The organism is Acetivibrio clariflavus DSM 19732 (assembly GCF_000237085.1).
GTDB lineage: Bacteria > Bacillota > Clostridia > Acetivibrionales > Acetivibrionaceae > Acetivibrio > Acetivibrio clariflavus.
The window spans coordinates 1,711,572-1,725,934 of sequence record NC_016627.1; the positions used below are offsets into that span (position 1 = coordinate 1,711,572).

The window sequence follows — 14,363 nt, forward strand, 5'->3', positions numbered from 1 at the left end:
ATGACTGTTTTTTTTAGCGAAGTATATAGGCTTGTGATTCTGTTTGTATTTTTTATTATATCTATTTCGATTCATGAATGTGCTCATGCTTATGCAGCATACCTTTTAGGGGATCCGACTGCTAAAAATCAGGGGAGAATTACTCTAAACCCTTTAAAGCATCTTGATCCTCTGGGAACTTTAATGTTATTCATTATAAATTTCGGGTGGGCTAAACCTACACCGGTAAATCCTATATATTTTAAAGACAGAAGGAAAGGGGTAATGCTGTCCAGTTTTGCCGGGCCATTGTCAAACCTTCTGTTTGCAGTGATATTGGCATTTCCCTATGTTTATTTCCGTGAAAGTTATTATAACAATCTTAACAAGTTAAATGTCTATTTGATGGGTGTATTTGGCATTGGATTCAGTTTAAATGTAGTACTTGCTGTTTTTAATATGCTGCCTGTACCTCCTCTGGACGGCTCTAAAATTCTTTCGGGGATTATACCTCCTAAAAACTACTATAAAATGTTGGAATATGAAAGCTATATAACAATTGCTTTTATAATTCTTATGCTTACAGGTTTGCTTGGTAAAATATTAAGCCCTATTGTTGGCATTGTTCAGACGGCAATTATTTATATAGTTTCACCTATAATTACATTTATTATATAAATTGGAATCATCCAGGTCTTTTCAAAATTTAATTAGACTTTATACGAAAAAAAAGATATAATCTATAAATGTGACTGTTTTATGAGAATATTTAATTGAAAAATAAAGTGTTTAAAATTAAAGATTAAAAAATGTTGAAATGCTATTTACAGCGGGAGAGTGAATTAGTTGTGAAAAAAGGTACTATATTGAGTGGTATGAGGCCTACAGGAGCATTGCATTTGGGAAATTATTTCGGTGCTCTTGAAAATTGGGTAAAATTACAGGATGACTATGAATGTTTCTTTTTTGTTGCTGACTGGCATGCCCTGACTACAGGATATGAAGATACTTTAGAAATAAAGAGTAATATAAATGAATTGGTTATTGATTGGATTAGTGCGGGTCTTGACCCTGAAAAATGTACAATATTTTTACAGTCAAAAATAAAAGAACATGCGGAACTGCATTTGCTGTTCTCTATGATTACACCGCTTTCCTGGCTTTTGAGGTGTCCAACTTATAAGGATCAATTAAACCAATTAAAGGATAAAAATATTACTACCTATGGCTTTTTAGGATATCCTAATCTTCAGGCAGCGGACATACTTATCTATAAGGCCGGATTTGTGCCGGTAGGAGAGGACCAGTTACCGCATCTGGAACTTACAAGGGAAATTGCAAGGCGATTTAATTTCTTGTTTGGAGAAGTTTTTCCGGAACCTCAGGCAATATTGACAAAAGCTAAAGTATTGCCGGGAACAGACGGAAGAAAGATGAGCAAGAGCTACGGCAATACCATTGCACTTTCCGATGATCCTGATACCATAAGAAAAAAAGTAAGTACAATGGTTACAGATCCTGCCAGGATAAGAAAGGATGATCCTGGACATCCTGAAGTTTGTACGGTATTTTCTTTCCACAAGGTATTTAATGAAGCCGAACTTCCTGAAATAGAAGAGTCATGTAGGGGCGGAAAGATTGGTTGTGTTCAGTGCAAGAGGAATCTTGCCGATAAAATGGTTAAGTACTTCGAACCTATACATGAAAGAAGACAAAAAATTCTTGAAAAGCCGGAAATGATTAAAGAAGTACTTCATGAGGGAAATAAAAAGGCAGAAGAAAAAGCAAAGAAGACAATGGAAGAAGTAAGAAGCGCAATGAAGATAGATTTTATGTAATGGATATGTATAAATGAGTGTTCTACTATCCTTTTAAGCGGTGGTGGGAATTATTGGAAAGTGTATTATCAAAAGCATGTACCATAAAACTGCAGAATTTTGAAGGACCTTTTGATCTCTTGTTCCACCTGATTGAAAAGAATCAGGTGGATATATATGATATTCCCATTAATGAAATAACAGATCAATACATGGACTACCTTTTCCAAATGCAGGAGATGGACCTTGAAATAGCCAGTGAATTTCTTGTAATGGCTGCAACTCTATTGCATATAAAGTCAAAACTTCTGCTGCCAAGCCCTAAACAGGACAAGGAAGAAGAGGTTGACCCAAGGGAAGAACTGGTTTTAAAGCTGGTGGAATATAGAAAGTATAAACGGTTCGCGGAAATTTTAAAGGCCAGGGAAAAAGAGTGGGAAAGGGTGTACTACAGACAGCCGGAGGAAATTGATATAAAAAATGTGGACGAGCCCATAGAAATTTCCTTTGATGAGTTAAAAAGGGTATATGTTGAGCTTATTGAGCGAAATGAGAGGAAAATAAATAAAAACGCCGATAAAATGACTCAGATACTCCAAATTGAAAAAGTGACCTTAAGAAGCAAAATTAGAGAAGTGATACGAACTCTTATGCATAAAGCATATTTTAAATTTTCCGACTTGTTTTCTTTTGCTACCAGGTCTAAACTGGAGATAGTTACAGGGTTTCTGGCAATATTGGAACTGGCAAAATTGAAGAAAGTTTCAATTACCCAGAAAGCTCAGTTTGATGAGATTATAGTTCATAGAACTGCAGAAAAACTTGAAGATATAGATATAGATGAAGAAAAAATTGCAGCTGAAAGATAAGTTGCATTTCTGAAAATTAAGCTGCTGTATAAGTTGTTGTGGAGGAAAGGCTCACATGGACTTAAAAAAACTTGAAGGAATAATTGAAGGACTACTTTTTGCATCGGGTGACAGATTATCTTTAGAAAAAATATGTGAGATAGCAGGTGTTGATAAAAAAACTGTCAAGCTTGTAATTAACAATATGATAGTAAACTATAACGAAAATCCTGCAAGAGGTATCACCATCCGGGAGATTAACAATGGTTATCAGCTGTGTTCAAAACCTGAACTGTATGAATATGTGAAAGTTCTGTTTGAACCAAAGCAAAAGAGCGGTCTGTCCCAGGCAGCCTTTGAAACTCTTGCCATTATAGCTTTTAACAGACCCATTACAAAGGCAAAAATAGAACAAATCCGGGGAGTTAATTCCGACAGTGCCATTGCAAAACTTTTGGAAAGAAATCTGATCAGGGAAGCAGGAAGATTGGATGCGCCCGGTAAGCCTATACTGTATGAGACGACGGAAGAGTTCTTCAGAAGCTTCGGTTACAAATCCGACAGCGACCTGCCCATATTTGAAATGAATGAAATTCCTGAAGTAGTAGAACCGAGACAGGATGAAAATAACACCGATGATAAAAATGAAGAAAATGTAAATAGTTGACCGAAATATTTAAAGAATACACCGAAAGGTGTATTTTTTTTGTCTTTAAGGAAAAAATATCTAAAAAGAGGTGTAATGATGTGCTTATTGCTATTGTAATAATAACTATAGCGGTATTATTTGCCCTATGTTTTATAAAAGTAAATTTAGCTTTTGAATATAAAAGACGGGATGTAAATGACTATTTTGCAGTATCCATATTTATATTCAATGGCTTGATTAAATATAAAATTGAAATTCCGAAAGTGGACACAAAGAAAAAAGGTTTGTTTTTTAGAAAAGTAAAGAGAAAGAAAAAGGCAAAATCAGAAAAGAAAGAAAAATTGAGTTATGGATATATACTCGAAAGCATTCGGCAATATCGTGATTTCATGGACAAATACCGAGTGTTTTTCAGCAGAATATTTAATTATTTAAGATGTAAAGTCAATATTAAGAAACTGGACTTCGACATTACAATAGGAACGGATAATGCCCACCATACTGCGATATTAACGGGTTTATGCTGGTCGGCTGCAGGTATTATTATTTCTTTTATTCATAACAACCTGAATCTTTCGAAAAAAAATATCAGTATTAAACCCGATTATATGGGAAAAAAATTAAAAGTTGATTTATTTTGCATATTGAATCTAAGAATTGGACATATTATTATAGTCGGTCTTATATATTTAATGCATGTTAAACCGTTTCGAAAGTTGGCTTGTTTTATAAATATGGCACAAAACCAAACAAATCATATTTTATGAAACGGAAGTTAAAAGGTTTTATATATATTTAAGCATCAAATTGAACCTTGGCAGAAAAAGCATAATATTTAAAAGGTTTAGTACCTATATCGATAATATAAATACAGGTGGTGATTGAATTGGCAGAACATCCAATACAAGGACTTATGACAACGGCAATGGAAAGTATCAAGGATATGGTTGATGTAAATACCATAGTGGGCGATGCTGTACAGGCGCCGGATGGTACAGTAATAATTCCTATTTCAAAGGTAACCTTCGGGTTTGCAGCAGGAGGAGGAGAATTCAATTCCAAAAGCAAAGCTGGAATTGAATGTGATGACAGTGGGAAAAGGCCGGTTGAAAGTGAGGGTAACGGAAAATTTCCCTTTGCAGGAGGAAGCGGAGCAGGTGTAAGTATAAATCCTGTAGCCTTTATGGTAGTAGGGCAGGGACAAATAAAGCTGTTACCTGTAAATGTAAATTCCTCACTGGAAAAAATACTTGACTTTATCCCTGAATTAATTGAGAAGGCAAATGACGCCTACAAAAAAAAGATAAAAATTAAGAAAGAGCTAAAGGCCTGCGAAAAGAATGCAAAAGAAGAAGAGGACGAAGAAGAGTAAATACTTAAAAGGTGGGAAGAAATCCTGCCTTTTTGTTTTGATAGACTTTTAACTTGAGAGTAAAGGTAAACTACTCGGAAAAAATAATCTTTACGAATTTTTCCTTTAACTCGTAGAAATTGTTTGCAGCATAAAGTATAATACTCTTGTATTGGCAGAAAAAAGATTAAGAGGTTGAGAAATAATATATGGAATTGGTAAGGTTACAAAAGTACATTGCCGATTGCGGTGTGGCTTCAAGAAGAAAAGCGGAAGAACTTATAAAACAGGCAAGGGTTAAAGTAAACGGAACGGTTGTAACTGAAATGGGAATAAAGGTCAGTGATGCCGATTTGGTTGAAGTAGACGGCAAAATAATAAAGCCTGAAAATAAAAAAGTGTACATTTTGCTGAATAAACCGCCCGGGTATGTGACTACAGTAAAAGATCAGTTTGGGAGACCTACTGTAATTGATCTTTTAAAAGGGGTAAAGGAAAGAGTATTTCCGGTAGGAAGGCTTGATTATGAGACAACGGGACTTTTGATTCTTACCAATGACGGGGACTTTGCTTACAGGATGACTCATCCAAAGCATAAAGTTGAAAAAACGTATCTTGCAACAATTGCCGGCATTCCCACCGGTGAGGAAATAAGCAGGTTTGAAAAAGGTTTGAGGATAGAAGATTACATTACGGCACCTGCTAAATTTAAGATAGTTGCAAAAAATAAGCAAAACTGTGTGGCAGAGATAACCATTCATGAGGGACGCAACCGTCAGGTAAGGAAAATGTGCGAGGCAATAGGTCATCCGGTATTGTCATTAAAGAGAATTTCAATCGGTAAACTGTCCATAGGCAATTTGGCTGAGGGAGATTGGCGGGAACTGACACAGGACGAGGTAAAATCCCTTCTTTCACTATGATTTTGTTTATTGGCAGAGGATAAGTGAAAGGTCAGGGGAAATCTCCCCTGACCTCAGGCAGTGATAATTCTTTGTCCTTTTCTACTTTTTTTGCTGTCTTTTCGTTGCTATCATTTATTCTTTTATATCACGGGTTTTATAACTTGCACAAAGAGTTTCATCGTACGGGGCACCACTGTCTGACTTAGCTGCGGCACTTACCTGAATTGCGTCCAGGGTACATAAGTTTTCGCTGAATTCATTGTAAATACAACTTCCCACTGAACACAAAATCTTTTGACATTTAGCCATACAGCAACCCCTCCTCGATTTACTTGTGCAATATTATTATGCCAATAAAAAAGTTAAATATTTGTTGAAATATTTTCTTTGACAAATTAATGTTTCCAATTTAAAATAATAGTTACTGTCATTTTAAAAAAGAATTTTGAAGAATTTCAATAAAATGAGTTAATAATTACTATAACTAAAATTATTCGAGGAGTGAATGGGATGGAATTATGGTACACTGAATTTCAAACACCCAATGTTGGAATCACATGTAAGACAAAAAAGACTTATCACACTGAAAAGACGGAGTTTCAGGATCTTGCGCTGATAGAAACGGAACAGTTCGGAAGAATGCTTGTTTTAGACGGAACAGTACAGACTACTATAGAAGACGAATTTGTATATCATGAAATGATTAGCCACGTTCCTCTCTTTACGCACCAAAATCCTAAAAAGGTACTTGTGATTGGTGGAGGGGACGGAGGAGCAATAAGAGAAATAATCAAGCACCCTTCCGTTGAGAAGGCAGTGCTTTGCGAAATAGACAGACGTGTTATTGAAGTGTCAAAAGAATACCTTCCGGAGATAAGCTGTGCTTTGAATGATAAAAAGGTAGAAGTACTTGTCGCCGACGGTATAAAATATGTTAAGGAAAACAAAGGTGAATTCGATGTTATACTGGTTGACTCTACAGACCCTGTAGGGCCGGCTGTAGGTCTGTTTGCCGTTGATTTTTACAGATCCATATATGAAGCATTAAAGGAAGACGGAATATTCGTTGCACAGACTGAATCGCCCTTTTTCCATAAGGATTTGATTAAAAGCGTATACAGAGATGTAAGTTCCATATTCCCGATTACAAGGCTCTATACCTGTGCTATACCTACTTACCCAAGCGGATATTGGAGTTTTACCATGGGCTCTAAAAAATATGATCCCCTTGAAACCGATATATCCAAAATACCGGATTTAGATACAAAGTATTACTGTCCGCAGATACATAAAGCAGTATTTGCTCTGCCAAAGTTTGTAGCGGATTTAGTGAAATAGAGGTTTTGCTATGAGTTTGAAAAACGGGAAAATGACTTTATCGACAAAATTTATGGGCAGTTGTGAAAACTATGGGGACGCAAACGTAGTTATGGTGGGTGTCCCAATGGATTTTACCTGCAGTTTCAGACCGGGGACAAGATTTGGTCCTCAAAAAATAAGAGAAGTTTCTATAGGCATTGAAGAGTACAGTATTTACATGGATAAGAGCCTTGAAGATTATGCTTATTTTGATTCGGGAGATTTGGATTTGCCCTTCGGGAATGTTGAAAAGAGCCTTGAGTTAATAGGGCAGTCGGCAAAGGAAATTCTTGAGGACGGCAAACTTCCGCTTTTTATAGGTGGGGAGCATCTTATCAGTGTACCAGTTATAAAAGAAGTTTACAATAAATATGGGGACGACCTGATAGTTATTCATTTTGATGCCCATGCCGATTTGAGAGAAGAATACTTAGGCTGCGCTAATTCTCACGCTTCAGCTATAAGAAGGCTTGTCGACTTTATGCCAGGCAAAAACATCTATCAATTTGGAATACGATCGGGCACTAAGGAAGAATTTGAGTATGCAAAGGTAAACACCAACATGTATACAATTGAGGTGCTTGAGCCGCTGAAGAAAGTGGTCGACAAGTTTAAGGGAAAACCTGTATATTTTACGTTGGATATTGATGTGGTAGATCCTGCCTATGCCAATGGGACAGGCACTCCTGAGCCTGGAGGCATATCCTCAAAAGAGCTTATACAGGCGTTGGAAGTTTTGAAAGATTTGAATATTGTAGGTTTCGATATAGTTGAAGTATCCCCTCACTATGACCAATCGGACAGAACAGCGGTTTTAGCTGCCAAGGTTATCAGGGATATGATCATGATAATGGGGTAGTATAAATCAAAAAAGTATGAGAAAAGCATTTTATAGCAAGTTTAGAGCCTGTTAATACGACGGTAAAAGGAAAGCATTCGGTTTATATATAGGTTTTTGCCTGGCTTTTGTATTGCAAAAAAGAAGTATTTACAGGCTCTAGGCTGCAGAACTTAAGTTTTGTAATGTTTTTTTTCTTTGCTCTTTCTGTTTCTGAAAATGGGCAAAAGACAATAGGAGGCCTTTTATATGCCTAAAATAGCCAATTCATTAACTCAGTCCCATCAGTATATCGAACGCTTTGTTGAACCCGGAGATATAGTAATTGATGCTACTGCAGGCAACGGAAACGATACGGTATTTCTCGCAAAACTTGTGGGTGAAAACGGAAAGGTATTTGCCTTCGATATACAAAAAGTTGCCATTGAAAGGACACGGGAAAAGCTTTTAAAAATTGGTTTAATGGATAGGGTTGAACTTATAAATGACGGTCATGAGAATCTTGATAAATACATACAAAACAGTGTAAAAGCTGTAATGTTCAATTTGGGATATCTTCCAGGAGGAGACCACAAAATAGGGACAAAGGCAGAGACCACAATATGTGCAATAGAAAAGGCAATGGAACTTTTGGTTGCAGGCGGGTTAATAAGTATTGTGGTTTATCATGGAGGTGATAGCGGATTTGAGGAAAAAAACAGGGTAATGGAATATTTGTATAATATTGATCCGAAGAAATATACAGTAATGAAAACGGAATTTATTAATCAACCCAATTGCCCGCCGATATTGGTGTGTATTGAAAAGATAGGATAATATTAAGAGCTAAACTTCTGTTAATTTTGTGTCAGTTTTATAATTGCTGGAACTAATTTTGGCTGTGGGGTAAGAAGGTACGATTAAACCACAGTGGAAGCAAAAATATAAAAAACGATAAAAAAGACAAGTAACACTGAAATTGTGTAAACAGTGTATTTGAGTCTGTTAAAAACTTTCCATTCATGTTCTATATGTTGTTTTTGCTTTACCAAACTGGCAATAAGTTCATTCAGCAGTATATTGTTTTCATTGTCTATGCTGCTCAATTCAAGCCCGTAGGAATATCTATTCTTTTTTATGTTTTTTGTACGCAGTACATTGGTTTGAAAAGTCAATTCCGCTTCCGGAGACAAATATGTCTTTACCGTTATATCTGATACTTCCTTAATGGGTTCGTTAGTATACACCATACAGCCATTAAGACTGATATCTACCATTTTTCCGGAGTACTCACCGTCAGGTGTTTTTATAACACAATCGTAATTTACATTAAAACGCTCGGATTTTCTGTTATTTTTATAATTTAACACTTTATCAATCTGAATGGTAATAGCTTGTTTCCTAATCGATATGACCTTTCTCATTATATTGCCGTAAAACAGAATTTCATTGTTGTTGTGCATAGATTTGACTGTTACCTTGGTTCCTTCCGTCAGAAAGTCTTTGAAGTATTTTGCGGGCAGAAAAATTTCGGCAACGCTTTTATCTAAATTTATATAAGTTATTATTCCATGAATCCAGTTTTGGCTGTTATCTATGCAAACTCTGCAAAACATTGTTGACTTTTTTGAATCTGAGTTTTTCTTAAACAATAGAACCACATCCCTTTAAAAGAATTTGGTCAATATAAGCATCGGCAAATCCGATAAAAAACTGGATATGTTTTTTAAAAATTATTATAATAGTTTTATGAGCTTTGATAATGGGAAATAAATATATAGTGCTGTAAAATTGTTAAGGCAAAAAGCCGGGAAATTATTGCAATTATTTAAAAAGTAAGGTATAATTTAATAAATTAGTACCAGGTAATAATATCATATAATAAAGTTTAATAAAAGAGGTTTTTAGCCTTATTATCACTAAATAAAGGTTAAATGAAGGACAAATACGCAAAAAGAGGTGGGAAACAGATGGCGCAAGTTGACAAATTGAGTCTTCTCCAAGCAAAAAAAGCTGAAGTCGAGCAGGGCGGAGGAGCCGAAAAAATAGCAAAACAACACGAAGCCGGAAAAATGACTGCAAGAGAAAGGATTAAGGAACTGTTTGATGAGAACAGCTTTGTTGAAATTGATACTTTTGTTGAAACCAGAAGTATAGAGTTTGACATGCAGAAGAAAAAAGTACCCGGAGACGGTGTTGTAACAGGTTATGGTTCAATAAACGGACGTTTGGTATTTGTGGCCGCACAGGATTTTACGGTGATTGGCGGTTCGCTGGGCGAAATGCATGCAAAGAAAATTACAAAAGTAATGGATATGGCAATGAAGATGGGTGCACCTTTTATCAGTATCAACGATTCCGGAGGTGCAAGAATTGAAGAAGGAATTGATTCTTTGAGTGGATTTGGAGATATATTTTTCAGAAATACTCTGGCTTCCGGTGTAATTCCTCAAATTTCAGTTATAATGGGACCCTGTGCCGGAGGTGCTGTTTATTCCCCTGCCATAACTGACTTTATCTTTATGGTTGAAAAAACAAGTCAGATGTTTATCACAGGACCGCAGGTAATAAAAGCGGTAACAGGGGAAGATGTTACTTTTGAAAAATTGGGCGGAGCAGACACTCACAACTCTGTAAGCGGTGTTGCACATTTTAAATGTGCAAGTGAGAAAGAGTGTATTGAGGAGATAAAGAGACTTATCAGTTTCCTTCCCGATAACAATCTTACCGATGTTCCTTTCTATGAAAACAGAGATGATATAAACAGAATATGTGACAATTTGAACGAAATCGTACCAGAAGATTCAAACAAGCCTTATGATATGATGGATATTATTACTTCCGTTGTAGACAACGGCGAGTTCATGGAAGTTCAAAAGCATTTTGCACAGAATATTATAGTCGGTTTTGGAAGGTTGAACGGCGGAACAGTAGGTATAGTTGCCAATCAGCCTAAGTTTGCTGCCGGTGTATTGGATGTCAATTCATCGGATAAAGCTGCAAGATTTATTCGATTCTGTGATGCTTTCAATATTCCTTTGGTAACATTTACCGATGTGCCGGGATATTTGCCGGGAGTAGGCCAGGAACACAACGGCGTTATAAGACATGGTGCAAAGTTACTTTATGCTTTCTCTGAGGCAACGGTGCCTAAAATAAATGTAATAGTGAGAAAAGCCTATGGTGGTGCTTATATTGCCATGAACAGCAAGCACTTAGGAGCAGATCAGGTATTTGCATGGCCTACAGCCGAAATAGCTGTAATGGGACCGGAAGGTGCGGCAAATATCATATTCAGAAAAGAAATTGCCAAAGCTGAGGATCCTGTTCAAACAAGAAATCAATTGATTCAGGAGTACAGGAATAAATTCTCGAATCCTTATATAGCTGCTTCAAGAGGCTATGTGGATGATGTTATCGAACCGGCTACAACAAGAATCAGGATAATAAGTGCTTTAGAAATGCTTGCCAGCAAGAGGGAAAACAGACCGGCCAAAAAGCACGGAAATATTCCTTTGTAATAATAGTGTATATAAAATAGCTTAGTGCCTCATAATGGAATCAGATATTTAAGAGGTTGAGGCCGAGAACATTAAATTATTAAAATGACCTTGGAGGTTTGTATGAAGGAAGCTATAAATGATGAAATTATATCGGTTATAATGGCGGCGATTTCCATGATGGAATCGAGACCAGGGTATAAATTGGTAGTGAAATCATTCAGACGAATACCACAGACAGCACCGGTATGGTCTGCAACCGGTAGATACGAACGTTTAAAGAGTAAAATCTAAAGGAGGATTAAGCATGAAGAAGTTTTTAATAAAGGTTAACGGAAATCAATATGAAGTGGAAGTGGAAGAAATTAGAGACGGTAGTTCAGCTACTGAAGCCGTTACATACAGTGCTCCTGAGGCAAAACCGGCTCCGGCAGCATCTCCTGCACCTGCACCGGCGGCAGCACCAAAGAAAGACAGTACAGCACCGGCAGGGGCAACAAAAGTTACAGCACCTATGCCAGGTACAATTCTCGGCGTAAAAGTAAATCCCGGAGATACAGTTAAAAAAGGTCAGGTATTGTTAATTCTCGAAGCCATGAAAATGGAAAACGAAATAGTTGCACCGGTTGACGGTACAATTGCAACAGTAAATGTATCAAAAGGAACTTCAGTAAATGCCGGAGATTTGTTAGTGTCAATGAATTAATGGACAGTATTGCGTGGGATGTTTTTGCTAAAACTCTCAACGGAATTGGCATGATTGTTGCTTGAAAGCCCTTTCAAAAGGCAAAAAGGAGGTATGTAAAATGGCTAAAGTAAAAATTACCGAAACCGTTCTTAGGGACGCGCATCAGTCACTTATAGCTACAAGAATGAGAATTGAAGAAATGATCCCTATTTTGGAGAAGTTAGATAATATAGGATACCATTCGTTGGAAGCATGGGGAGGAGCTACCTTTGATGCCTGCTTAAGATTTTTGAATGAAGACCCATGGGAAAGACTTAGGACAATTAAAAAGTATTGTAAAAAGACAAAGCTTCAAATGCTTTTAAGAGGTCAAAACCTTTTAGGATACAAACACTATGCTGACGATGTTGTTGAATACTTTGTACAAAAGGCTGTTGCCAACGGTATGGACATCATAAGAATATTTGATGCCCTAAATGACCCAAGAAATATTGAAACAGCAATTAAGGCGTGTAAAAAAGAAGGCGGTCATGCCCAGGGAACAGTTTGCTATACAATAAGTCCTGTTCACAATCTTGAACTGTTTGTAAAGGACGCAAAACAACTGGTTGAAATGGGTGCCGACTCCATCTGTATTAAAGATATGGCAGGTTTGTTAGTGCCTTATACAGCTTATGAACTTGTAAAGGCAATTAAGGAGAGTGTTAAAGTACCTGTTCAGCTTCATACCCACTATACCAGTGGTGTTGCTTCAATGACTTACCTTAAAGCAATTGAGGCAGGATGTGATATAGTTGACTGTGCTATATCACCTATGTCAATGGGTACTTCTCAGCCACCAACTGAGCCGTTGGTTGCAACCTTAAAGGATACACCGTATGACACCGGTTTGGATCTCGCAAAGCTTAGTGAAATTGCCGATTACTTCAGACCGCTTAAGGAAAAATATGTTCAAAGCGGACTGTTGGATATCAAGGTTATGGGTGTAGATGTAAATACCCTTATATACCAAGTTCCTGGCGGTATGCTTTCAAACCTTGTTTCACAGCTTAAGCAGTCCAATGCTGTTGACAAGTTTGAAGAAGTGCTTAAAGAAGTACCGAGGGTTCGTGAAGATTTCGGATATCCGCCGCTCGTTACTCCTACCAGCCAGATAGTTGGAACACAGGCAGTATTGAATGTAGTAACCGGTGAGAGATACAAGATGGTGCCAAAAGAATCTAAAGCCCTTGTAAAAGGAGAATATGGAAGAACTCCTGCTCCAGTTAATCCAGAAATACAGAAGAAGATTTTAAATGGCGAAGAGCCTATAACAGCAAGGCCGGCTGACTTTATAGAACCTGAATTACAGTCAATTAAAGAGCAGATGAAGGAATACCTCGAGCAGGATGAGGATATACTTTCCTATGCACTATTCCCACAGGTTGCCGAGAAGTTCTTCCAATATCGTAAAGCGCAAAAGTATAAGATTGAGCCGGAAATGGTGGACTATGAAAACAGGGTACATCCCGTATAATAGATGAAAGATTAGGTAATGGGACTTTATGTGAAAGCTTAAAGTCCCTTTATTTTAACAATTTTCATGTAGATATACAAATTGTTCTCTGTTACTTGTAAAGCTTAATACTCTAATATTACTTCCCTTTTTGATTCTTTTACCGCACTTAAGGCAGAATATATTAGCTTGTTTCATAACACCGTAGGACAATTCCGGTTTTATGTGTTCATATTTGCTCCAGCTGTTCCACCCGGTTTTGCATAAATCAATTCTATTTTCAAAGTCAGCAAAAACCCATCTTAACAGTTTATGAAAATGAAAGGGATACTTGGTGTATTGGATATAGGCTTTGGGAATACCGAGTTTTTCGGTATAGAGCGCATAATTTTTTTCAACCACATCTTGTACTCTTCCGCTTATCTGTGTCATATACCAGCAATATCCCTGGCTGTTCAGCCATTTGCGAAGCTTTTCAAACATGTATCCCCTGCATATTTCAATAGTTTCGTTTTTGCTCACCTTCATTGCTTTGAAAGCGTCAGAAACAATATTTACAACTTCATCGAGATAATATTTATATTTAAAGTTTTCTTTATTGTAGAGTTCTACAGGGATTATCTCGAAAAAATATTCATTTGTCTCCGGACGGTATACTCCAATACAGGTCCCGCCCACAAAACTTCCGCTTCCTGCGTCGTCAATTTGTATCATTATTATCTTCTCCGTATGTAAATTGGTGTTTAATTATTAGTATATGTAGATAATTGGATTTTATTGAAGGTTAATTTTCAATAAAAGTATTTATTGATGCAGAAGAAAAAAAGAATTTTGAAGAAGTAGTTAATTATTTAACAAAAAATATTTACAATTTTATATATAAAATGTTATAATATTCGGCAGTAATTGGATATTATCTTTAAAAAAGTATATGATTACTATTAAAAATCATTAA

At 36.6% G+C, this 14,363-nt stretch carries 17 protein-coding genes; 14 read left to right on the forward strand and 3 right to left on the reverse strand.

Annotated features, from left to right (window positions below):
* The 7 genes from CLOCL_RS07280 to CLOCL_RS07310 all read left to right on the forward strand — a co-directional run bounded on the left by CLOCL_RS07280 (nt 1) and on the right by CLOCL_RS07310 (nt 5,567).
* On the forward strand, nt 1-657 hold the full coding sequence (locus CLOCL_RS07280; protein WP_014254743.1) for a site-2 protease family protein: 657 nt from the start codon (nt 1-3) through the stop codon (nt 655-657).
* Nucleotides 658-788: 131 nt separating this feature from the next.
* Nucleotides 789-1,817: a tryptophan--tRNA ligase gene (gene trpS / locus CLOCL_RS07285; protein WP_014254744.1), complete on the forward strand. Its 1,029-nt coding sequence runs from the start codon at nt 789-791 to the stop codon at nt 1,815-1,817.
* A gap of 53 nt (nt 1,818-1,870) precedes the next feature.
* A complete protein-coding gene (locus tag CLOCL_RS07290; protein ID WP_014254745.1) occupies nt 1,871-2,665 on the forward strand; it encodes a segregation and condensation protein A in 795 nt (264 codons plus the stop codon).
* Between the two features lie 55 nt (nt 2,666-2,720).
* Entirely contained in the window at nt 2,721-3,311 is a 591-nt protein-coding gene (gene scpB, locus CLOCL_RS07295; RefSeq protein WP_014254746.1) for an SMC-Scp complex subunit ScpB, read from the forward strand.
* 80 nt (nt 3,312-3,391) lie between these two features.
* A complete protein-coding gene (locus CLOCL_RS07300) occupies nt 3,392-4,060 on the forward strand; it encodes a DUF2953 domain-containing protein (RefSeq protein WP_117405977.1) in 669 nt (222 codons plus the stop codon).
* 119 nt (nt 4,061-4,179) lie between these two features.
* Nucleotides 4,180-4,665: a GerW family sporulation protein gene (ytfJ, locus tag CLOCL_RS07305; RefSeq protein ID WP_014254748.1), complete on the forward strand. Its 486-nt coding sequence runs from the start codon at nt 4,180-4,182 to the stop codon at nt 4,663-4,665.
* A 188-nt stretch (nt 4,666-4,853) separates the two neighbouring features.
* On the forward strand, nt 4,854-5,567 hold the full coding sequence (locus CLOCL_RS07310; RefSeq protein WP_014254749.1) for a pseudouridine synthase: 714 nt from the start codon (nt 4,854-4,856) through the stop codon (nt 5,565-5,567).
* A 114-nt stretch (nt 5,568-5,681) separates the two neighbouring features.
* Here CLOCL_RS07310 and CLOCL_RS21495 read toward each other — a convergent pair whose 3' ends face one another.
* A complete protein-coding gene (locus CLOCL_RS21495; protein WP_014254750.1) occupies nt 5,682-5,858 on the reverse strand; it encodes a DUF1540 domain-containing protein in 177 nt (58 codons plus the stop codon).
* Nucleotides 5,859-6,059: 201 nt separating this feature from the next.
* Here CLOCL_RS21495 and speE point away from each other — a divergent pair, with 201 nt between their 5' ends.
* From speE to mnmM, 3 genes are all read left to right on the forward strand, one after another.
* Nucleotides 6,060-6,887 (forward strand): polyamine aminopropyltransferase, encoded by an 828-nt coding sequence (gene speE, locus CLOCL_RS07315; protein WP_014254751.1) that lies wholly within the window; start codon nt 6,060-6,062, stop codon nt 6,885-6,887.
* Between the two features lie 10 nt (nt 6,888-6,897).
* Nucleotides 6,898-7,767 (forward strand): agmatinase, encoded by an 870-nt coding sequence (gene speB, locus CLOCL_RS07320; RefSeq protein ID WP_014254752.1) that lies wholly within the window; start codon nt 6,898-6,900, stop codon nt 7,765-7,767.
* A 228-nt stretch (nt 7,768-7,995) separates the two neighbouring features.
* The gene (gene mnmM / locus CLOCL_RS07325) at nt 7,996-8,562 is read left to right on the forward strand and encodes a tRNA 5-(aminomethyl)-2-thiouridylate-methyltransferase MnmM (RefSeq protein WP_014254753.1); all 567 of its coding nucleotides are present in this window, start codon (nt 7,996-7,998) and stop codon (nt 8,560-8,562) included.
* A gap of 83 nt (nt 8,563-8,645) precedes the next feature.
* Here mnmM and CLOCL_RS07330 read toward each other — a convergent pair whose 3' ends face one another.
* Nucleotides 8,646-9,377: a PilZ domain-containing protein gene (locus CLOCL_RS07330; protein WP_014254754.1), complete on the reverse strand. Its 732-nt coding sequence runs from the start codon at nt 9,375-9,377 to the stop codon at nt 8,646-8,648.
* Between the two features lie 318 nt (nt 9,378-9,695).
* Here CLOCL_RS07330 and CLOCL_RS07335 point away from each other — a divergent pair, with 318 nt between their 5' ends.
* From CLOCL_RS07335 to CLOCL_RS07350, 4 genes are all read left to right on the forward strand, one after another.
* Nucleotides 9,696-11,246 carry an acyl-CoA carboxylase subunit beta gene (locus CLOCL_RS07335; protein ID WP_014254755.1) on the forward strand — a complete coding sequence of 517 codons (1,551 nt, stop codon included), beginning with the start codon at nt 9,696-9,698 and terminating at the stop codon, nt 11,244-11,246.
* 102 nt (nt 11,247-11,348) lie between these two features.
* Nucleotides 11,349-11,519 (forward strand): hypothetical protein, encoded by a 171-nt coding sequence (locus CLOCL_RS07340; RefSeq protein ID WP_014254756.1) that lies wholly within the window; start codon nt 11,349-11,351, stop codon nt 11,517-11,519.
* 13 nt (nt 11,520-11,532) lie between these two features.
* A complete protein-coding gene (locus tag CLOCL_RS07345; protein WP_014254757.1) occupies nt 11,533-11,931 on the forward strand; it encodes a biotin/lipoyl-containing protein in 399 nt (132 codons plus the stop codon).
* 100 nt (nt 11,932-12,031) lie between these two features.
* Complete coding sequence (locus CLOCL_RS07350) at nt 12,032-13,429, forward strand: oxaloacetate decarboxylase subunit alpha (protein WP_014254758.1); 1,398 nt, start codon at nt 12,032-12,034, stop codon at nt 13,427-13,429.
* Between the two features lie 54 nt (nt 13,430-13,483).
* On the opposite strand, the gene CLOCL_RS07355 is transcribed toward CLOCL_RS07350, so the two are convergent.
* Entirely contained in the window at nt 13,484-14,122 is a 639-nt protein-coding gene (locus CLOCL_RS07355) for a hypothetical protein (protein ID WP_014254759.1), read from the reverse strand.
* Between the last annotated feature and the right edge of the window lie 241 nt (nt 14,123-14,363).